This window comes from Janthinobacterium sp. 1L-D-8-B-C4 (assembly GCF_057291295.1).
On sequence record NZ_JBXAVX010000007.1, the window covers coordinates 177,691 to 198,572 of the forward strand.

Sequence of the window (20,882 nt, forward strand, 5' to 3'; positions counted from 1 at the left end):
ACGCCGGTGTAACATCGGCAATCATGAACAGGAATGGAGAAAGAAGGGCATGGAGATTTTTGGCGTAGGCTTGCATATTCTGGTCGCATTGTTTTTCGCGGTGCATGCGGTGCGCAATGGGCAGCCTATCTACTGGCTGCTGATCTTGTTCATCTTCCCCCTGCTGGGCAGCCTGGTGTATTTTTTCGCCATTTTCCTGCCCAATTCACGCCTGCCGCAAGGCGCGCGCAAGGTGGCGTCAGTGGCGGTGCAGGTGCTGGACCCGAACCGCGAACTGCGCGAAGCGCGCGCCGCCTACGACTACACGCCGACGGCGCAAAACCAGATGCGCCTGGCCAGCGCGCAGCTGGAAGCGGGCGACCCGCAGGCCGCCGCCGGCACCTACGAGGCTTGCCTGCAGGGCGCGTTTGCGTCGGACCTGGAAATTCGCATGGGCGCCGCGCGCGCCTATCTTGAATCCGAGCGCGGCGCTGATGCGCTGACGCACCTGGAATTCATCCGCCGCAGCGACATCCATTTCCGTCCCGAGATCGTGTCATTGCTGACGGCGCGCGCGCTGGCGCAAAGCGGCCGCCAGGCCGAAGCAAAGGCGGAATTTGACGACGCGCTGACGCGCCACGGCAGCTTCGAGGCGCGCGCCGAATACGCGATCTGGGCGCTGCAGCAGGGCGATACCATTTTGTCGGAACGCCTGTGCAAGGATATCGACAGCGCCATGCAGCGCTGGAACAGCCATACGCGCGCTATGTATGCGCCGCTGCTGGCGCGGCTGGCAGCGGCGCGGAAGTAATTTATACGCCCGGCACGATATTCTTGCCTTCGACCAGTTTGTACTTCTTGCCGTCAAACGCATAGCGCGCCCGCCCGTTCATCTGCGTGACCAGGCGCGGCGGCTCTTCGTCTTCCTTCACCTTCACGCCCGGCTTGATCTTGCGTGAGGCGCCCGTGAAGTCGATCAGCAGGTCGTCGTAGGCGCCGCCATCGCGGGCGGCCGCAAAATGCCAGTTGCCGTCGACCATCCAGCAGTCCTGCGTCTCGGGGCCGCAGGCGCCTTCATTATCGGAATGCAGGTCGATGCCGCCATCGAGTTCGGTGACCTTGTCGGCGCCAAGCTCGAACAGCGCCAGCTGGGTGATGGTATAGCCCTGGCCCGTGTAGCCGTGACGAATCGCCATCCCCTGCTTGCCGGCGCCCAGCATCACCCAGTGCACTTCACCGAGCTGCCCGGAAGAACCCAGGGTGGCGATATTTTCCAGCCGCGTCACCACCTGCCATGCTTCGTCGCCGGGCTTGCCCTTGGGCGCCAGGTAGAACACATTGAGCAGGCCGGGCGAGGCGTGGCCCGACTCGGCCGAGCCTTCGGTGTTGGCCGTTTCCGCATTGGCGACCAGGATGGCACGCCCGTCCGGCAGCAGCTTGTGGCTGACGGCGCTGACCACGTAACTGAGCTTTTCGGCCCTGGCTTCCTTGCTGTCCGGGTCCGGCAGGTCGGCCAGCGCGTCGTCGCTGTCGGGACGGTAGTTCTTGCCGAAGATGGCCAGCATCATGGCCGCTTCGAGCTTGCTGTCGCGCGCACGCGCCTCCGGGGTTTTCATCTCGTCGTTTTTTGCGGCGACCGGTGCGTTGGCGGCAGGTGCTTCGGCCGGGGTGGCCGCAGGGGCGGCGGCAGGGGCTGGCACAGGCGCCGGAGCCGCTGGCGCGGTGGCGGTTTTGTCAGAACAGGCGCCCAGCAGCGAGCAGGCCAGCAGCAGGGACAGCGGAGTAGATACATTCATGGATGATGCCGATATGCGTAATGATCAATGGCCGCAGTATGCCAGATAGACAAAAGCGATGGCGCAGGCTCGCCGCCTGACCATCGCTTTTCTTGACTTGCAGTGTTGCTGCCTTAATGCTTGTCGAGCGCCACCTTGCCTTCAATCGACGGCGCCGGGTGGCGGCGCAGCTTGTCGCGGACACGCTTGAGCAAATGTTCCAGGTCGTCGATATAGGTGAATACGGCCGGCACTACCAGCAGGCTCAAAAGCGTCGAGGTGATCAGGCCACCGATTACCGTGATCGCCATCGGCGAGCGGAAGCTGGGATCGGCGCCCCAGCCCAGCGCCAGCGGCATCATGCCGGCGCCCATCGCAATCGTCGTCATCAGGATCGGCCGGCTACGCTTGTGGCAGGCGTCGACCAGCGCGTCGAAACGGTCCATGCCCGCTTCGCGCGCCAGGATCGCGTAGTCGACCAGCAGGATCGAGTTCTTGGTAACGATCCCCATCAGCATGATCAGGCCGATCATCGACGGCATCGACAGCGCGCTGCCGGTAATGAGCAGCGCGACAAAGGCGCCACCGATCGACAGCGGCAGCGCCGCCAGGATCGTTACCGGCTGCATGAAGTCCTTGAACAGCAGCACCAGCACGCAGTAGATGCACAGCACGCCGATCAGCATGGCCAGGCCAAAGCTGGCAAACAGCGATGCCATTTCCTGTGCATCGCCCAGTTCGGCGATTTTGACGGAAGCGGGCAGGTTCTTCATCGACGGCAGCGCGCGCGCTTCCTCGTTGAGTTCACCGAGGGTGCGTGAACCGAGTTCCACGTCCAGGGTCACGTTGCGGCTGCGGTTCAGGCGGTCGATCTGCGCCGGGCCGCTTTCCATGGTGACGGTCGCTACATTGGCCAGGCGCACCGGGCCATTCTTGCCAGGTACGGTCAGGCGCTCGATGGCGGCCAGGTCGGCGCGCACGCTGTTGGGCAGTTTCACGCGGATCGGCACCTGGCGTTCGGGCAGGTTCATTTTCGTCAGGTCGGTGTCGTAATCGCCGGCCGTGGCCACGCGTACGGTTTCGCCGATAGACGCCGCCGTCACGCCCAGGTCGGCTGCCTTGGCAAAGTCGGGCCGCACGATGATTTCAGGGCGCACCAGCGAGGCGCTGGAATTGACGTTGCCGATGCCGTGCAGGCCGCGCAGTTCGCGCTCGACCTTTTGCGCGGCCGCCATCAGCGCCACCGGGTCTTCCGAACGCAGCACCAGCTGCATCTTGACGCCGGTGTCGGGCGGGCCGACCGTAAAGCGCGCGCCGGGGATGCCATCGAGCTTGCTGCGCAATTGCGACTCCAGCCCCGCCATCGATTCCTTGCGGTCGGTGCGGTGCACGGTGGTCAAGGTCAGCACGGCGCGGCGCGCTTCGGCGGCCGCGCCCGGCGCGAACGCGTCGCCGCTGGAGCCGCCACCGATCGAGCTGAACACGCCCTTGATGCCGGGCACCTGCATGGCTGCGCTGCGCGCCTGCGCCGCCACGGCACGCGTTTCGGCCAGGGTGGAGCCGGGCGGCAGTTCCAGGTTGATCTGCGTCTGCGCGCGGTCGGCGGCCGGCACAAAGCCGGTCGGCAGCAGCGGCACCAGCATGATCGAGCAGACAAAGAACACCAGCGAGGCGAGCGCCGTGATGCCGCGATGATTCAGACACCAGCGCATGGTGGCCAGGTAGCGCGTCATCAGCCAGCCGTCCTGTTCTTCCTTGTGCGCCAGCGGCTTCAAAATATAAGCCGCCATCATCGGCGTCAGCAGGCGTGCCACCACCAGGGACGCCAGCACCGCCAGCACGGCAGTCCAGCCGAACTGCTTGAAGAACAGGCCGGGAATGCCGCTCATGAAGGCGGTCGGCAAAAACACCGCCACCAGCGCAAAGGTGGTGGCGATTACTGCCATGCCGATTTCATCGGCCGCTTCCATTGCCGCTTCCATCGGCGACTTGCCCATGCGCAGATGGCGCGAGATGTTTTCGATTTCCACGATGGCGTCGTCGACCAGCACGCCGACCACCAGCGCCAGCGACAGCAGGGTCACCGTATTGAGCGTATAGCCGAACCAGTAAATGCCCAGGAAAGCCGGCATCACCGACAGCGGCAGGGCGGCGGCGGCCACCAGGGTGGCGCGCCAGTCGCGCAGGAACCACCACACCACCAGCACGGCCAGCAAGGCGCCTTCGTACAGCAGCTCCATCGAGCCGTCGAAGTTTTCCTCGACCGGGAAGGCGTTGTCGATCGACTGCTGGATCACGATGCTGGGATTTTCCTTCTGCAGGTCCGCTACCGCGGCGCGCGCGCCATTGGCCACCGCCACTTCGCTGGCGCCCTTGGTGCGGAATACTTCAAACGCCACCACGGTCTTGCCGTCCTGCTCGGCCAGCGCGCGCGGTTCGGCGATGGTGTCGCGCACATTGGCCACCTGGTCTAGGCGCACATGGCGTCCGTCCGGCAGCGGAATATCCACGCGCGAGAGTTCTTCGGCCGTTTTCACGGTAGCGATGGTACGCACCGACTGTTCGGCGCCGCTGACGTCGCCACGGCCGCCCGGCGCTTCGCGCTGCACCAGGCGCAGCTGGCGCGACACGTCGAGCGCGGACACTTTCAGGGCCGCCATGCGGGCGTCGTCGAGTTCCACCTGGATTTCACGGTACACGCCGCCCAGGCGCGTGACGGCGCCCACTCCCGGCACCGTCAGCAAGCGCTTGGCAACCGTATTGTCGACATACCAGGACAGGTCGGGCGCGTCGAGCGGATTGTCGACGCCGGCCTTGGGCGAGGCGATAAAAGTGAGCACCACCCGGCCAGCGGTGGAGGCTTTGGTGACGGTCGGATCGCGCAATTCGGCCGGCATGTCGGCCTTGACGCGTGCCACCGCATCGCGCACGTCGTTGACGGCTTCGGCGATCTGCTTTTCCAGCACGAATTCGACGGTGACGGTGGCCACGCCGTCAAGCACCTTGGTATAGATGTTTTTCACGCCTTGCAAGGTGGCGACCGAGTCTTCGATCTTGCGCGCCACCTCGGTTTCCAGCTGGGCCGGCGCGGCGCCCGGCAGCGAGGCGCTGACGGTGACGATGGGCAGTTCGATGTCCGGGAAGTCCTGCACCGGATTGGCTTTGTACGCCAGCAGCCCGGCCAGGGTCAGCAGCGCGAACAGCATGATGGCCGGGATCGGGCTCTTGATCGACAAGGAGGAGAAATTCATGATTCTTCCTTATTTCCTGGCCGGCGTGGTCGCGGCGACCGGGGTTGCCACCGGGATGGCCACATTCTTGACCAAATCGCCGTCATTGAGGAAGCCGGCGCCATTGACCACAATCGTGGTATCGGCCGTGATGCCCGAGACGATCTCGATGCTGTCCGCCAGGCGCCGCCCTGGCTGTATCTTGATCTGGCTGACGCGCTGGTCGCGGTTCAGACGGAACACATAGCTGAAGCCATCGCGCACGGCAATTGCCTGTTGCGGCACGGTCAGCGCGCCCGAGGTGCCCAGTTCAAACGCGCCGCTGGCATACATGCCGGCCTTGAACGGCGCATTGCCGGCGGCGGTCGCCGGCAGGTCAACATAGACCAGCGCCGAGCGCGTTTGCGGGTCGACCGTGGGCGCGATCATGCGCACCTTGCCGGTCAATACGCTGCCGTTGGCGGCCTTCACTTCGGCCAGGGTGCCCGGTTTCAGATTGAGCAGTTCGGCCGCCGTCACTTCGGCGCGCCACTCCAGGCGGCCCTGGCGGATCATGCGGAACAGTTCCGTGCCGGCAGCCACCACCGAACCGACGGTGGCCGAGCGCGACGAGATCACGCCGCTGTCGGGTGCCACCACCTGCGTGTATTTCAGGCGCAGGTGCTGCGCCGCCAGCTGCGCCTTGGCCGACGCAATGCGGGCGTTCGCCGTCTGTTCGGCCGTCAGGTACTGGCTGATCTGCTGGGCGCTGATGGCGCCGGTGGTTTGCAGCGAGCGGGCGCGCGCCGCGTTGGCCGACGCTTCGGCCGCATTCGCTTCCGCTTCCAGTACTGCCGCCCTGGTTTGCGCCACGTCGGCGTTGACGGTGTCGCTGGAGAACACCGCCAGCACCTGCCCGGCGCGCACCACGTCGCCCACGTTGACGCGCACGTCGGTCAGGCGCAGGCCGTTCGATTCGCTGCCGATAATGGCTTCCTGCCAGGCGGCCACGTTGCCGTTGGCGGACAGCTTGATCGGCAGTCTGGATGTCTGCGGCCTGGCGGTGGTGACGGTCAGGGCCGGCTTTTGCACGGCGTTTTTTTCATCGGCGGCGGTGGAGGCGGGCGAATATAGCGACAGCGCCACGCCGGCGCCGGCCAGCACGCAAGCGGCCGCGATGGCCATGGTGATAGGTTTGAGTGTCATTTTTTTCATGTTCTTGTCCGTCGTGAGGGGAGGGCGGAAATCAGGGAGCCGTTGCGGCCTGGCTGGCGTTCCAGCCGCCGCCGGCTGCGCGGTACAGCGCCACCCAGGCGCTGCTGCGGTCGCGCTGCAGATTGACTACGGTGTTTTCGGCGGCCAGGCGCGTGCGGCGCGCATCCTCCAGTTCGATCAGGCTGGCCAGGCCATTTTTGTAGCGGTCTTCGGTGGCGACAAACGACACGCGGTAGCCTTCCAATGCCGTCTGCGCATGGCTGCTGCGCGCGTCCGTGCTTTGCAGGTTCAGCAGCGCTTCTTCCACTTCGCGCACGGCCTGGCGCACGCCGGCGCGGTACTTGACCACCGCTTCGTCATAGCGGGCCACGGCCGCGTCGACCTGGGCGCGGCGGCGCCCGCCGTCGAAGATCGGCAGGCTGACGGCCAGCGGGCCGATGCTCCAGGTGCTGCCGGTGATGCTCTCGCCGCCGGCGCGGATATTGCCTTTGCCGATGGAACCGGCCAGGCTCAAACGGGGGTAGCGCTGGGCTTTTGCGCCGCTCACTTCAAAGCTGGCGGCCGCCACTTCGCGCTCGGCGCTGAAGATGTCGGGCCGCTGGGCCAGGGTCTGCGCCGGCAGGGCGGCGATCGCCACCGGGGCCGGCGTGACCAGCGCGCTGGCGGCCAGTTTTGTCCGCAGTGTTTCTTCCGGCATGGCCGACAGGGCCACCAGCGCCTGCACGCCAATATCGCAGACTGCCCGCTGTTCGATGGCGCGGCTGGCGCCTTCGGCGGCGCTGGCGCGCGCCAGTGCGGCGCTGGCCGGTGGCTGGAAGCCGGCGTCGGCGCTCAATTGCGTCAGGCGCGCCGAGTCGCTGCGCGAGGCGGCGTCCTGTTCGGCCACGCTTTGCAGTGCACGGCAGGCGCGCAAGCTGTAGTACTGGTTCGCCACTTCGGCGGCGACCGATACGCGCGCGTCGTGCCAGCCGGCTTGCGCGCTGTCCAGCCGCTCTTGCGCGGCGTCGCGCGTGGCGCGGTTGGCGCCGAACACGTCGATTTCCCACGACGCCTGCAGCGCCGCCTGCGAGGTGGTGCCGCCAGGCTGGCTTGATTGCTGGCTGGTGCGCACCACGCTGCCGGTGGCGTCCAGCACGGGGCCGAGCGCCGCGCCGCTGGCGACGCGGTCCGCGCGCGACTGCACGATGCGCGTGCGGGCGGTGGCAATCGTCGGGCTGACCTGCTGCGCATCGGTGATCAGTTCGACCAGCAGCGGGTCGCCCTGCTGTTGCCACCAGTTGGCCAGGTCGACCATATTGCCGTTGTGCGGCAGCGGGGCATGCCAGTTGGCGGGGGCGCTCGCCGCCACCGAGGCGGGCGGCCCCTGCACGGCGCAACCTGCCAGCGCCAGCAGCATGCTGGCTGCCAGGGCGTATTCAGACTTCCTCATGCTGGTCCTTTTGCGGTATCAATGGTTGAAATGGAGTGCAATCGTGCGCGTTCAACTTCGGCCATGGCCAGCCCATAGTCGACCATGCGCCCCAGCCAGGTCTCGGCGGCCTGCGGCGTGGCCATCAGCTGCGGGCGCAGCACCTGGATCACGTCGGCGCCGACCATGTGCTGCAGCGCCAGCGAGGCGATCGAAAATGCCAGCCGGTGCATGTCGTCGCTGTCGGCATCGGCGCCCAGGTGGCGCGCCAGCACGCGCGCAAACGCCTCGTGCTCGGGGCGGATATTCTGGTCGATCTCGCGCGCCCACAGGCCCGTGGGTTCGAGCATTTCGCGGCACCACAGGCGCATGGCGTCGCGCGCCAGTTCGCCCTGCTGCATCGGCGCGAGCATTTGCGCATAAAAGCCCTGCAGGCTCTGGCGCAAGGTGAAGTGGGGCTGGTCGAACAGGGCGATATTGGTGTGCGGGTCGCTCGATTGCTCGGCAAAGGCGGCGCGGTACAGGCCCGCCTTGTCGCCGAAATAATAGCTGATGGCAGCGGCGTTGGCGCCGGCCGCCTGCGCCAGTTCGCGCGTGGAAGTGCGGGCATAGCCTTGTTCGGCAAACAGGCGGATGGCGCTGCGCAGCAGCCGCTCGCGCGACTGTTCGCCATCGGAGCGCGGCTTGCGCGCCACGCAGTGGCCGAACAGATTGCGCCAGCCAGGCTGGCACGCCGGCTCGTCCTTGGCCGTGGTTTGCGGCATTGGCGGTGGTGAAGGTTTTCTCATGCCGGGAATTAAATCACATAACTAAAACAAATGATATAACTTAATCGTTTGATTTAACTATGAGCAGAGAGAACAATTTGTTGGCGTCACGACGTCGAACAAAACCGTAGCGAGCGGCAGTGATTTGTGGCCGAGAAGCGCAGCCGTACTCAAGTACGGTGAGCATCGCCGGCCGCAAAGCGCGACGCGCAGTAGGTTTGGTTCGATGGCCAATGGACAAAAAAAAGCCCGCGAGTTGAATCGCGGGCTAAATCCAAATGTTCGGAGAACGACTTGGAGGAGACAAGTACACTATAGCGCTAAAAATGGTGCAGTGCAATACCGTAGAACTACGGTGACGATTCGACCATGTTATCGAAACGCTTGTATTGCGCCGCACATAGCGCTGCCCTCAGCTGCGCAGCGCCAGCGTGAAGGTACTGCCTTGTCCGTAGTCGCTGTTGAAAAACAGGGCGCCGCCGATGGCATTGGCCAGGTTCTGGCACAGGTACAGGCCCAGGCCCGCGCCTTCCACGTGGCGCGTGGAGGTCGAGTCGAGCTGGGAGAAGGCCTGGAACAGCCTGGCCTGGTCTTCTTGCTTGATGCCGGCGCCGCTGTCGGTAATGCTCATTTCGGTGACGCGCGCGCCGTCTTCCTCGCGTTGCGCCAGGCTGATGCGCACGCTGCCCTGGTCGGTGAACTTGATGGCGTTGTTGAGCAGGTTGATCAGGATTTGCGTCAGCGCGCGGCGGTCGGTGTCGATCACCACCGGTTGCTCGCCGGCGTCCACTTCCAGCACCAGCCCCTTTTGCTGGGCCAGCGGACGCAGGGTTTCGGCCACTTCGGCGATCAGCTGGTGGCACGCCACGGGCTCGATCGACAGGGTGAGTTTGCCCGCTTCGATCTTGGCCACGTCGAGGATGTCGTTGATCAGGGACAGCAGATGGCGCGCGCTGGCGCGGATGGTGGTCAGCTGCTTGTCCTGGTCGGCCGTCAGCGGGCCGGGCAGCTTCATCAGCAGGGCGCCGGTAAAACCGATGATGGCGTTCAGGGGCGTGCGCAGTTCGTGCGACATATTGGCGATAAAGGCCGACTTCATGCGGCTCGCTTCGGCCAGCTCCAGGTTCTTCAGGGCGATTTCGCGGTTGGTCGTTTCCAGCTCGGCCGCATGGTGGGCCAGGCGCATGTTCAGCTCGATCACCTGGCGCTCGCGCGCCTGCAGCTCGCCATTGACCTGCACTGCCTGTTCATAGGTCGAGATCAGCAGGTCGAGGATCTGCTGGCGCTCGGCATTGATGAAATGTTTCTGGTCGCCCAGGTACAGTGCAATGCCGATTTCAACGTTCTGGTTCTTGCGCAGCTTCTGGTTCATCAGCATGTGGCTGATGCGGTTGAGCAGATAGTCTTCCGCATACGGCTTGCGGATGAAGTTGTCGGCGCCGCACTCGATGCCGCGGATGATGTCCTTCGGGTCGTTGAGCGAGGTAACCAGGATCACAGGGATATCGCGCAGGGTCGGATCAGCCTTGATGGCGCGGCACAGGTCGTAGCCGTTCATTTCCGGCATGACGATATCGGACAGCACCAGGTGCGGCTTGCGCTCGCGGATGGCGGCCAGGGCCAGCTGGCCATTGGCGGCCACGCGCGCGTTGTAATGCAGCGACTGGATCAGGCGGCGTAATCGCTCGGCTTGGGTCGGGCTGTCTTCGACGATCAGGATTTCGATTTCGTCGGGTTTGATCTGGTTGTTGGAGTCCACGGACCTCTCCTCGCTTCAGTGTATTTGAATGCCAGGCGCGGTCGGCGCCCAGTATAGACATACTGTGACTATATCGGATTTAAGCGCTCAAAAGTAACTTCAAGGTAACTATTTCGGACGTCTTGCAGCAGGCGGCGGCCGCTCAGTTTTCGCCCTGGAACTGGCCTGCGCGGTAGGTCAGCACCAGCGTGTCGCGATGGCCGGCCGCGCCTATCGGCTGGATCGGCGTCGATTCGTGGATGACGGCGGCGTCGTCGAGCAGCAGCAGCGACCATGGCTCGGTCAGGGTAAAGCGCTTGCCGTTGGGACCAATCGCTTCGAAAATGCGCGTCTCGCCGCCCTTGATCGACTCGCGGCCCACCAGCAGCACGGCGACGAAATCGACGCCGTCGCGGTGCGCGCCTTCCGGCGTAGGGCGCCCGATGCCGTCGGTGGTGTCGATGCGGAACTGGTGCGCCTCGATGAACCACGGCTGCGCGCCCTTCACTTGCGAGCAAATGTCGCCGAGGGCGACGATCAACTGGCGCCAGGCCGCCTGCGCCACGACGGCCGGCTCGACCGGTTCGAACAGCCGATGCATGCCGCCGTGCAGGGCGTTGTACTCGACCGGCTGCCAGTGCGCGCGGTGCGGCGTTTGCGTCAGCGCGGCGCCGTCCTGCATGAAGCAGGAGTGGCGCCGGCGGCGGTAGCGCCCGCCATCCTTCAGGTAGTTGTCGAGCGCCAGGTCATCCCAGCTCGGTTCCAGCGCGCGCAGGTCCGGCAGGGTGCAGCCGGCCAGGGCCGCCACATCCTGCGGGCGAAGCACGGCATAGCCATCGTCGCGCAGTGCGCTGGCAAGGTGGGACGGGTCGTTGAAGATCGGTGCGGCAGTGCTCATGTCGGTGCCGGCCGCGGGGCGGCCGCTATCAGGTTGTCCAGGCAGGCATTCTAATACCTGGATGACAATCGTGTGCCGGCGGGCTTGCAAATGCTTTACCTGACCGGCAATTCCACGTTTTTCTGGTCAAAGAACAGCGTCTGGATCTTTTCGCCATCCTGCACATTGAGCGTATTGCGCTGGCTGGGCAAAAAATCGCTCAGTAGCTGGTTGTGGATGCGTGCGCCGGGTGCCAGGCGGGTGCGGGGGATCTCCTGGAAGATCACCACATTGTCGGCATTGACCTTGATGCCGACCCAGTCCAGGCGCAGGCGCTTGCCGTTGGCGCCGACGATATAAAACTGCTTTTCCACGTAGCGGCGCAGCGCCGCTTCGCTGTCTTTCTGGCCCAGGTCGAACTGGCGCTGGTAGACCTGGGTCAGCAACGCCTCGACGTCGTGGCCGGTGTAGGTATGGACGATCTCCGTGCTGCCGCTGGCCGCGTTGTAGCTGATGTCGGCGATGCCCATATGGTAGTTATGGGCGCCGGCCACGCTGCTGGCCAGGGCGAAGGTCAGGGCCAGCAGGCCAGCCTTGATCACGACTCGCTGTCCTTGTCGCCTGCTGCTCCCTTGCCTTTGAGCGGCGTATTAAAGTCGCGCATCAGGTTTTCCTTGGGCGACTTCTCGCTCTTGAACAGTTCCAGGCGCGACGGCGTCAGCTTGCGCGGCCAGCTGTTGTTGCTGGTGTCGATGTCGGCCGTTTCCCAGTACGGGTCCTGCACCAGGCCCACCATCGGCTCGTCCGTGATCAGCACCTTGGTGATTTTCTTCGGCGAGTAGCGCCACACTTCGGCCGGCACGCGCTCGATGTATTTCTTGCCGCTTTTCAGTTCGATTTCCAGGATCAAGGGCATCACCATGCCGCCCAGGTTTGACAAGTCGACCAGGTACAGATGCTTGCCCTGTTTCAGCAGCTCTTTTTCCCATGGCTCCAGGCTGGCCAGCGCTTCGGCGTAGGTGTTGCGGTCCTTGTTGGTGACGGTGTAGTCGTCGTGCTGGTTATAGAAATCCTTCAGCTCCGGATGCGCGTCGACACGGCGCGGCATGCCCTTGTTGGCGCGGTCGGTAACCGATTCGGGCTGCGCTGCTTTCTGTGTCTTTTTCCAGGCTTTTTCGGTTTCCGGGTTTTTCGAACTCACGCCATATTCGCTGATGTCGTCGATGCTGATGTCGACCGCATCGGTGGTGTAGAACCAGCCGCGCCAGAACCAGTCCAGGTCGGTGCCCGAGGCATCCTCCATGGTGCGGAAAAAGTCCGCCGGCGTGGGGCGCTTGAACTTCCAGCGCTGCGCATATTCCTTGAAGGCGTAGTCGAACAGCTCGCGGCCCAAAATGGTTTCGCGCAGGATGTTCAGGCCGGCCGCCGGCTTCGCGTAGGCGTTGTTGCCGAATTGCAGCAAGGATTCGGAATTGGTCATGATCGGTACCTGGTCGCGGCTACGCATGTAGTCGACGATCTCGCGCGGCTCGCCACGCGAGGCCGGATAATTTTCTTCCCATGCCTGCTGCGCCAAATACTGCACGAAGGTGTTCAGGCCCTCGTCCATCCAGGTCCACTGGCGCTCGTCCGAGTTGATGATCATCGGGTAGTAGTTGTGGCCCACTTCATGGATAATCACGCCGATCAGGCCATATTTGGTGCGCTTCGAATAGGTCAGCTCACCGGTTTTCTTGTCCTTCACCGGGCGCGGGCCGTTGAACGAGATCATCGGGTATTCCATGCCGCCCACCGGGCCGTTGACGGAAATGGCGGTCGGGTACGGGTAGTCGATGCTGTACTTGTTGTACTGTTCGATGGTGTGGACGATTGCTTGGGTGCTGTATTTTTCCCACAGCGGATTGCCTTCCTTCGGATAGTAGGACATGGCCATCACGTCGCTGCCGCCCTGCTTGTAGCCCTGCGCATCCCAGATGAACTTTCGGCTTGACGCCCACGCAAAGTCGCGCACATTGGCGGCCTTGAAGTGCCAGGTTTTCTGCGCGCGGCTGACCGATTTTTCGGCCGCTTCGGCTTCCTTCTGCGTGACGATGATCACCGGCTTGTCGCTGCTGCGGGCTTTTTCCAGGCGCTCGCGCTGGGCCGGCGTGAGAACATCTTGCGGATTTTGCAGCTCGCCCGTGGAGGCCACCACATGGTCGGCCGGTACCGTCAGCTGCACGTCGTAGTCGCCGAATTCCAGCGTGAATTCGCCCGATCCCAAGAACTGCTTGTGCTGCCAGCCGGCCGCGTCGTAATAGGCGACCATGCGCGGGAACCACTGGGCGACCTCGAACAGGGCGTTCTTGTCTTCGGCAAAATACTCGTAGCCGGCGCGCCCGCCCAGCACCTTCTGCTCGTTGATGCGGTAGTCCCACTCGATCTGGAACACGAAATCCTGGCCCGGTTTCAAGGGCTGCGGCAGGTCGATGCGCATCATGGTGCGGTTGATAACATGCTTCAAAGGCTGGCCGTCGGCCCCTTTCAATGCGCGGATATTGAAGCCGCCCTGGAAGTCGCCGCGCGCCAGGATGCCGCGCAGGCCTTCGAATTTCATGGTGTCTTCGCCGGCCGTCTTGGCCCAGGCCTGGCGCGACGGCGCGGTGGCCATGCGGCGCGCGTCGGAGTCCGGCTTGTAGATATTCTGGTCCAGCTGCACCCACAGGTAGCCGAGGGTATCTGGCGACTTGTTGTGATAGGTGACGGTGCCGCTGCCGGTGATTTCGCGTTTCGCTTCGTCGAGCGTGGCGCGGATCGTATAGTCGGCGCGCTGCTGCCAGTAGGCGTGGCCGGGCGCGCCGGAGGCGGTGCGGTAGGTGTTCGGGGTAGGCAGCAATTCTTCCAGCTGGCGGAATTTGTCGTCGAAGGGCTCGGCGGCAAAGGCGGAAACGGTAAAGCAAAGAGCCAGGCAGGCCGCAGAGCCGGAAAGAATGCGCATGTTCACCCTGATATTGTTGTAAAGAAATAGTGGGGACTATTCTAAACGCAGGGGAGGGTCTGGCTTGTATCGATTTGTAATAAAGAAAGGCGGATTTTGCGCCAGCTTTTGCCTGGCGCGGTACACGCCAGGATTCACCTTATTTTGCTCGGGAAAAGCGCTGATTTACTCACTTTTCATCAGGCTGGCACGCAGCTGGTCCAGCTGTTGTTTCATATCTACAACTTGCGCCACGCTGCACTGGCTGGCCGTCAGTATCGCTTCCGGCAGCAGCGCCGCCTGCTGGCGCAGTTCGCTGCCCGCTGGCGTCAGCGTAATGAGGACTTGCCGCTCGTCGCTGGCGGCGCGCGCGCGGTTCAGCAGGCCTGCCTGCTCCATGCGCTTGAGCAGGGGCGTCAGGGTGGCCGAGTCGAGGAACAGGCGCTCGCCCACCTCGGACACGCTCAGCCCGTCGCGTTCCCACAGCACCATCATTACCAGGTATTGCGAATAGGTCAGGCCCAGCTTGCGCAAAAGCTTGCGGTACAGCTTGTTCATCGCAAGCGAGGTCGAGTACAGCGCAAAGCACAGCTGGCTGTCCAGGCGTGGCACCTGGTGCAGAGGGTTGTTGGTATCCATCTGCACAGTATATATAGTGCGCTACTTACTTGCAAGCGAGTTACGAGCGGCCTGCGATCGACTCCAGCGCAGCCAATGCCGCAGCATCAAGCGTCAAGGCGCCAGCCGCCACATTCTCGCGCAAATGCGCCACCGACGAGGTGCCGGGGATCACCAGCATGTTCGGCGCGCGCTGCAGCAGCCAGGCCAGCGCCACTTGCAGCGGTGTCGCCTGCATGCTGGCCGCCACCTGGCTCAGGGCATCTGACTGCAGCGGCGAAAAACCACCGAGCGGGAAGAAGGGCACATAGGCGATGCCTTGCGCGGCCAGGGTGTCGATCAGCGCGTCGTCGACCCGGTGCGCCAGGTTGTACTGGTTCTGCACGCAGACAATCGGCGTGATTGCCTGCGCTTCGGCCACTTGCGCCGCATCGACATTGGACAGGCCGATATGGCGCACCAGCCCTTCCTGCTGCAGCTGCACCAGGGTCGCCAGCGATTCGGCAAGCGACGAGCCATCCGGGCCGGCAATGCCGGGTGCGCGCAGGTTGACCACGTCGAGCACATCGAGGCCCAGGTTGCGCAAGTTGTCGCGCACGGCGTCGCGCAACTGTTGCGGCGCGGCGGCGGGCTGCCAGGACTGGTCGTCACCACGCAGGAAGCCGATCTTGGTGACGATGGTGAGACCATCGCGGTAAGGGTGCAGCGCTTCGCGGATGATCTGATTGGTGACGTGCGGGCCGTAAAAGTCCGAGGTGTCGATATGGTTGATGCCCAGTTCGATGGCTTCGCGCAGCACCGCCACGGCGGCAGCGCGGTCTTTCGGCGGACCCCACACGTGCGGACCGGCCAGCTGCATGGCGCCGTAGCCGAGGCGATTGAAAACCAGGCTGCTGTGGGCGGGCGTGAATTGGTCACTGGCGGGGGAATAGGTGGTCATGAGAGCTCCTGTGTCATGGTTGGGGTACCGGAGCAGCCATGGTAGCGACGATTGCGCTGTATGATAATCGGGTCAATCCTGCACAGGCTGTGCAGCAATACGCACAATGAAAGTGACACGCATGAATCCAGCCAGCCCCTCCATGATGGACTTGTCCGCCTTTTCCCTGGTGGCGCAGCATAACGGCTTTCGCCAGGCCGCGCGCGCCAGCGGCCAGTCGGCGTCGGCGCTGAGCGAGGCATTGCGCCGGCTGGAGCAGCAACTGGGCATCCGCCTGCTGGAACGCACCACGCGCAGCGTGACGCCCACCGCTGCCGGTACGCTGTTGCTGGAGCGTTTGCGCCCGGCGCTCGATGAAGTTACCAGTGCGCTTGATGTGCTGAACGACCTGCGCGTCAGCCCGCGCGGCAGCTTGCGCCTGAACGTGCCGGTCAACGCGGCGCGCTTTTTTCTGCAGCCGATGGTCGACCAGTTCCTGCGCGCCTATCCGCACATCGTGCTGGAACTGGTGGTCGATAATAATTTCGTCGATATTGTCGCCAGCGGCTGCGACGCCGGCATCCGCTATGGCGAGCGGCTGGAACAGGACATGATCGCCATTCCGATCGGTCCGCGCACGCAGCGCTTCATGGTGGCGGGCGCGCCGTCGTACCTGGCGCAGCATGGCGTGCCGAAGCATCCGCATGAACTGCTGCAGCATGCCTGCCTGCGCGGAAAATTCCTCAGTGGCGCGATTCCGCCGTGGGAGTTCGAGCGTGATGGCGAGCGTGTCGACATGGAGCCGGGCGGCCCGCTGATCGTCACGCCGACGGCGGCCGACATCGCCGTCGCCATGGCCATCGCCGGCCATGGCCTGGTGTATCTGTTTGACGATTGGCTGCAGCCGTATGTCGCTGCGGGCCAGCTGCAACCGGTGCTGGAAGAGTGGGTGCTGCCTTTTCCTGGCCCATATTTATACTATTCGGGCCGGCGCCACCTGCCGGCGCCGCTGCGTGCCTTTATCGATTTCGTGCAGGCGAACTTTGCTCAGGCTTCGCAATAACGCGCGCGCAGCAGCTGCATCATCGCCACGTTCTGCTGCCATGCGTCGGCCACCGGCTGCTGCGTGTACGGCAGGGTTTGCAGGTAAGGCGCCGGGCCGAATTCGGGCGTAAACGTCAGCAGCTCGGCGCCGGCCGCGCGGCGCAGCGCCACCACCGCATCCCACCAGCCCAGGTGGGTGGCCAGCGCATCGCTGGCTTCAGGCGCGCGGAAGTCGGCCACTTGCGGCCCCTGTGCATGGCCCACGCGCGCATGGATATGGCGCACCTGGGGCAGGGTGCGGGCCAAAGTGCGAGGCTGATCCGCCAGCAAGGATTCGCAGGCGCAGCACCAGTGCGACAGGTCGGCCGTCAGCGGCAGGTCCGGATACTGGTCCAGGTAGGGCATCAGCAGCATCGGGTGGCCGCTGAACCGGCTGCGGTGGATTTCATGGACGATGGGCACGCCATGCTGCTGCGAAATGGCCGCTGCCAGTTCGATCAGTTCCGCGTTTTGCGCCTGGGTGTAGTAATCCTTGCCGGTATGCGTGTTGACCAGCACCGGGCGTGCCAGGCAGGCGTTCTCCAGCAACTCGCCGAGGGCGGCGCGGTGCTGCGCAAAATCGCTGTGGAACACGGTTTCCCATTGCGCCGCGATCAGCGCCAGTCCCGCGTCGGCGATGCGCCCGCGCCACTCCTCGCGCAGGGCCGCATCCTGCGGCAGCGACATTTCGATGCCGTCAAAACCGGCCGCCACCACCTTGTCGATAAAGACGGCGGCCGGCAACTCGTTATTGCCCCATTGCGGCGCAAAGACTTGAATCCGCATTATTCAAAACCCCGTACCGGAAAGGATGCGTCGCGCTGTATCCAGTTGTGCTTTGCATACTCGGTTTGCCCGTCGGTGGCGTGCAGGGTGTAGGCATGGCGCGACACGGGCGAGCGGTTCGGCGCGCTGTAATGCGGCAGCAGGCCGTGGAAGCAGACCAGGGCGCCGGCTTTGACTTCCAGCGGCACGGCGGTGCTGTCGTCGGGCCACGGCATGGCGTCGAGTTTTTCCACGCGCACGGCGTCGCCGTCGCGGATAAAGCGTTCGCGCAGCGGGCCGCGGTGGCCGCCCGGTTCGGCCCACAGGCAGCCGTTGTCCAGGGTTGCGTCTTCCAGCGCGAACCAGAAGGTGGTCACGCTGATCGGCGTGGTTTCAAAATAGGTGGCGTCCTGGTGCCAGCGCACTTCGCCGCCGATGCCGGGCTGCTTGAAGATATACATCGACTGCCATACCTGCGCCTCCATCAGTCCCAGGTCGCGCGCCACTTGCGCCAGTTTCGGGTCGGCGGAAAAGGCGCGGAACACCGGGTCCAGGTCGTGCATGGCGTGGCCGATCTTGTTGATCGACAGCGACTTGGCCTGCTTCAGCTGGCCGTCCGGGCCGAAGGCCTCTTCTTCAAAAAAGCAGCGGATGGTGTTGTCGGAGGCGAGGAAATAATCGTTGCTGTTCTTGACCTGGTCGCGCGTGGTGAAAATCGACTGGCTGGCGCCGGCATCGAATTGGTTGACAATCTCCTCGGCGCGCGCGCGCAGGGCGGCGATTTCATCGGCGCTCTTGAAACCGGGCAGCACCAGGTAGCCGTCGCGTTGGTATTGTTCTTGTTGTTGAGAGGTAAGCATGGCGGCGGCTCCGGACGGTGATGGAAGACGCCATTGTAGGTTGGGCGAGGGCGCCAAACAATCGATCATCAGTTGACAGATTGTCGCCAAAACGCAGACAATCTTTGACATGGATCAATTGCAAGCAATGGAAATTTTCGTGGAGGTGGCGCAGCAGCGCAGCTTCACCGTGGCCGGCCAGCGCCTGGGCCTGTCGCGCGCGATGGTCAGCAAGACCATCATGCAACTCGAAGAAAAGCTCAACGCCCGCCTGCTGCACCGCTCGACGCGCGAAGTGAGCCTGACGGACGCGGGCCGCGCCTATCTGGCGCCATGCATGGCCACCGTCAGCCAGGCGCAGGAAGCGGCCCGTTCGGTGGCGCAGGTGGTGCAAACGGGCGCGCCGCTGGCCGGACCCTTGCGCATCCAGGCGCCGTCCAGCTTTGGCAGCGCCTGGCTGGCCGACGCGGTGGCCCGTTTCAGCCTGCTGCACCCGCAGCTGCGGGCCGAACTGTTTGTCGACGACGCACTGCTCGATCCGATACGCCATGGCTTTGATTTGACCATCCGCGTCGGCGGCATTCCCGACAGCAGCGCGCTGGCCATGCGCCCGCTGGCGCCGTGCCGCGCCGTGCTGTGCGCCAGCCCGGCCTACCTGGCGCAACACGGCATGCCGCAAACGCCGCAGGATCTGTTAGATCACCAGTGCCTGCATTTCAGCCACCTGACCGATGGCACCAACTGGCATTTTCAACGGGGACAGGGAGCGGATCTGGAAGATGTGAGCGTGCGCGTGCAGGCCGGTTTTACGGCCAATAACGGCCTGGTGCTGCAGCAGGCCGCAAAGCAGGGCCTGGGCATCGTCTACAGCACTACCTTCCTGGCCTGGCGCGCCTTGCTCGACGGCAGCCTGGTGCCGGTGCTGGCCGGCTGGTCGCTGCCGCTGAACTACCTGAGCGCGCTGTACCCGGCCAGCCGGCAACTGTCGCCCAAGGTGCGCGCGCTGATCGACTTCCTGGTGCTGGAGTACCAGCCGGCGCCCAGCTGGGACCGCGAACTGGCGGCGGCCGGCATCCTGTAATTACGCTGCCAGGCGCTTGCGTGCAGCCTTCGGTGGCGCCAGGCGCTGCGTGGCGCCGGCCGTGGCGGCCATCTTGAACACCGCCATCGCCTGCGCCAGCGCACCGGCCTGCTGCTGCATGCTTTCGGCCGCCGCCGACGATTGCTCGACCAGCGCCGCGTTCTGCTGCGTCATCTGGTCCATCTGCGTGATGGCCATGTTGACCTGTTCGATGCCGGCGCTTTGCTCGGCGCTGGCGGCCGTGATTTCCGCCATGATGTCGGCCACCTGGCGCACGCTGGTGACGATTTCTTCCATGGTCTTGCCCGCCTCGTCGACCAGCGCGCCGCCCTGGTCGATCTGGCTGACGGAGTCGCCGATCAGGGTCTTGATTTCCTTGGCCGCACCGGCGCTGCGCTGGGCCAGGTTGCGCACTTCGTTGGCCACCACGGCAAAGCCGCGGCCCTGTTCGCCGGCGCGCGCCGCTTCCACGGCCGCATTCAGGGCCAGGATATTGGTCTGGAAGGCGATGCCGTCGATCACGCCGATAATGTCGGCGATCTTGCGCGAGCTGTCCTTGATGCCGTTCATGGTGGTCACTACCTGCTCGACCACGCTGCCGCCGCGCCCGGCCACGCCGCTGGCCGAAATCACCAGCTGATTGGCATGGCGCGCATTGTCGGCATTCTGGCGCACGGTGGAGGTCAGCTCTTCCATCGAACTGGCGGTTTCTTCCAGCGAACTGGCCTGCGATTCGGTGCGGTTCGACAGGTCGGCATTGCCGGCAGCGATTTCCTGCGAGGCCGTGTTGATGGTGTCGCTGGACTGGCGCACGCCGCTGACCATGCTTGAGAGCTTGCCATTCATGTCGCCCAGCGCGCGCAGCAACTGGCCCGCTTCGTCGCGTGCCGTGCTGGTGACGGTGGAAGTGAGGTCGCCATCGGCCACCTGGCGCGCCAGGTGCACCGCCTTGGCAAGCGGCACGGTGATCGAGCGCGCCAGCAGCGCGGCGCACATCAGCACGAACAGCACCATCAGCACCGTCAGGGCCAGCATCAGGTTGCGGCTGGTTTCATAGATCTGCTGGATCTCTTGCGCGCGGCGGTTGATATCGTCGCGTTCGTATTGCAGCAGTTCCTTGATCTTTTCGGCGTAGTTCTTTGCTACCGGAGAAAATCTGCTGTCGACCAGGCTTGAGGCTTTTTCCGATTCGCCCTGCTTTTTCAGCGCCAGCACTTCGTCGCGTGAAGACAGGTATTGCTTGCGCAGTTCGCTCAGCTCGCCCCATATCTTCTGTTCTTCCGGCGTATTGATGGACGGCTCGATCAGCTTTTGCAGTTCCGACGAGTTGCGCGTCGATTCGGCGATATCGGCAGCAAAGAATTCATTGAGCGAACCGTCACTGCTCTTGGCAATGGCCAGGCTGCGGCGCACGCCGGCAAACACATTGCGGTACCAGTCGCTGATATGGCGTTCGCTGGCCAGCGGTTCGTCCAGCAGTTGCCGGGTCGATTCGGCCACCGTGTGCAGGCGGGCAATGCCGATGCCGATCGCCAGCAGGGAGCACAGAAGTACGACGGCAAAACCCAGCAGCAAGCGCCTGCCGATGGGGAGGTTATTGAGAAAAGAACGCATTGCAGCTGACTCCAGAGATGAGTTTGTTCGGGATGCAGT

Annotated in this window: 17 protein-coding genes; 3 read left to right on the top strand and 14 right to left on the bottom strand. The window is 64.1% G+C overall.

Annotation, left to right across the window (positions count from 1 at the left end):
• Nucleotides 1-49: 49 nt before the first annotated feature.
• Nucleotides 50-790, top strand: a complete 741-nt coding sequence (locus tag AC0Z42_RS14430) for a hypothetical protein (RefSeq protein ID WP_485468898.1) — start codon at nucleotides 50-52, stop codon at nucleotides 788-790.
• Between the two features lies 1 nt (nucleotide 791).
• Here AC0Z42_RS14430 and AC0Z42_RS14435 read toward each other — a convergent pair whose 3' ends face one another.
• The 11 genes from AC0Z42_RS14435 to AC0Z42_RS14485 all read right to left on the bottom strand — a co-directional run bounded on the left by AC0Z42_RS14435 (nucleotide 792) and on the right by AC0Z42_RS14485 (nucleotide 15,482).
• Nucleotides 792-1,775 carry a hypothetical protein gene (locus tag AC0Z42_RS14435; RefSeq protein WP_485468899.1) on the bottom strand — a complete coding sequence of 328 codons (984 nt, stop codon included), beginning with the start codon at nucleotides 1,773-1,775 and terminating at the stop codon, nucleotides 792-794.
• A gap of 113 nt (nucleotides 1,776-1,888) precedes the next feature.
• Entirely contained in the window at nucleotides 1,889-5,005 is a 3,117-nt protein-coding gene (locus AC0Z42_RS14440) for an efflux RND transporter permease subunit (protein WP_485468900.1), read from the bottom strand.
• A gap of 9 nt (nucleotides 5,006-5,014) precedes the next feature.
• Nucleotides 5,015-6,178 (bottom strand): efflux RND transporter periplasmic adaptor subunit, encoded by a 1,164-nt coding sequence (locus tag AC0Z42_RS14445; protein WP_485468901.1) that lies wholly within the window; start codon nucleotides 6,176-6,178, stop codon nucleotides 5,015-5,017.
• Between the two features lie 31 nt (nucleotides 6,179-6,209).
• Nucleotides 6,210-7,607: an efflux transporter outer membrane subunit gene (locus tag AC0Z42_RS14450; RefSeq protein WP_485468902.1), complete on the bottom strand. Its 1,398-nt coding sequence runs from the start codon at nucleotides 7,605-7,607 to the stop codon at nucleotides 6,210-6,212.
• The gene (locus AC0Z42_RS14455) at nucleotides 7,604-8,374 is read right to left on the bottom strand and encodes a CerR family C-terminal domain-containing protein (protein WP_485468903.1); all 771 of its coding nucleotides are present in this window, start codon (nucleotides 8,372-8,374) and stop codon (nucleotides 7,604-7,606) included. Before AC0Z42_RS14455 ends, AC0Z42_RS14450 begins: the two co-directional genes overlap by 4 nt.
• A 391-nt stretch (nucleotides 8,375-8,765) precedes the next feature.
• Nucleotides 8,766-10,112, bottom strand: a complete 1,347-nt coding sequence (locus AC0Z42_RS14460; protein ID WP_485468904.1) for a hybrid sensor histidine kinase/response regulator — start codon at nucleotides 10,110-10,112, stop codon at nucleotides 8,766-8,768.
• A 142-nt stretch (nucleotides 10,113-10,254) separates the two neighbouring features.
• A complete protein-coding gene (locus tag AC0Z42_RS14465) occupies nucleotides 10,255-10,989 on the bottom strand; it encodes a 2OG-Fe dioxygenase family protein (RefSeq protein ID WP_485468905.1) in 735 nt (244 codons plus the stop codon).
• A gap of 95 nt (nucleotides 10,990-11,084) precedes the next feature.
• The gene (locus tag AC0Z42_RS14470; protein ID WP_485468906.1) at nucleotides 11,085-11,570 is read right to left on the bottom strand and encodes a DUF6702 family protein; all 486 of its coding nucleotides are present in this window, start codon (nucleotides 11,568-11,570) and stop codon (nucleotides 11,085-11,087) included.
• Entirely contained in the window at nucleotides 11,567-13,945 is a 2,379-nt protein-coding gene (locus tag AC0Z42_RS14475; RefSeq protein WP_485468907.1) for a M1 family metallopeptidase, read from the bottom strand. The genes AC0Z42_RS14470 and AC0Z42_RS14475 overlap by 4 nt, the downstream gene beginning before the upstream one ends.
• Before the next feature lie 165 nt (nucleotides 13,946-14,110).
• Nucleotides 14,111-14,563 (bottom strand): MarR family winged helix-turn-helix transcriptional regulator, encoded by a 453-nt coding sequence (locus tag AC0Z42_RS14480; protein ID WP_485468908.1) that lies wholly within the window; start codon nucleotides 14,561-14,563, stop codon nucleotides 14,111-14,113.
• 40 nt (nucleotides 14,564-14,603) lie between these two features.
• The gene (locus AC0Z42_RS14485) at nucleotides 14,604-15,482 is read right to left on the bottom strand and encodes an oxidoreductase (protein ID WP_485468909.1); all 879 of its coding nucleotides are present in this window, start codon (nucleotides 15,480-15,482) and stop codon (nucleotides 14,604-14,606) included.
• Between the two features lie 121 nt (nucleotides 15,483-15,603).
• On the opposite strand from AC0Z42_RS14485, the gene AC0Z42_RS14490 reads away from it, so the two are divergent.
• The gene (locus AC0Z42_RS14490) at nucleotides 15,604-16,524 is read left to right on the top strand and encodes a LysR family transcriptional regulator (RefSeq protein WP_485468910.1); all 921 of its coding nucleotides are present in this window, start codon (nucleotides 15,604-15,606) and stop codon (nucleotides 16,522-16,524) included.
• On the opposite strand, the gene AC0Z42_RS14495 is transcribed toward AC0Z42_RS14490, so the two are convergent.
• Nucleotides 16,509-17,330, bottom strand: coding sequence for a sugar phosphate isomerase/epimerase family protein (locus tag AC0Z42_RS14495; protein WP_485468911.1), 822 nt, complete (start codon nucleotides 17,328-17,330; stop codon nucleotides 16,509-16,511). The two genes, AC0Z42_RS14490 and AC0Z42_RS14495, sit on opposite strands and share 16 nt — an antisense overlap.
• A complete protein-coding gene (locus AC0Z42_RS14500) occupies nucleotides 17,330-18,169 on the bottom strand; it encodes a phytanoyl-CoA dioxygenase family protein (protein WP_485468912.1) in 840 nt (279 codons plus the stop codon). Before AC0Z42_RS14500 ends, AC0Z42_RS14495 begins: the two co-directional genes overlap by 1 nt.
• A gap of 109 nt (nucleotides 18,170-18,278) precedes the next feature.
• Here AC0Z42_RS14500 and AC0Z42_RS14505 point away from each other — a divergent pair, with 109 nt between their 5' ends.
• Nucleotides 18,279-19,229, top strand: coding sequence for a LysR family transcriptional regulator (locus AC0Z42_RS14505; RefSeq protein ID WP_485468913.1), 951 nt, complete (start codon nucleotides 18,279-18,281; stop codon nucleotides 19,227-19,229).
• Here the strand turns inward: AC0Z42_RS14505 and AC0Z42_RS14510 are convergent, their stop codons facing one another.
• The gene (locus AC0Z42_RS14510) at nucleotides 19,230-20,843 is read right to left on the bottom strand and encodes a methyl-accepting chemotaxis protein (RefSeq protein ID WP_485468914.1); all 1,614 of its coding nucleotides are present in this window, start codon (nucleotides 20,841-20,843) and stop codon (nucleotides 19,230-19,232) included.
• Nucleotides 20,844-20,882 lie beyond the last annotated feature (39 nt).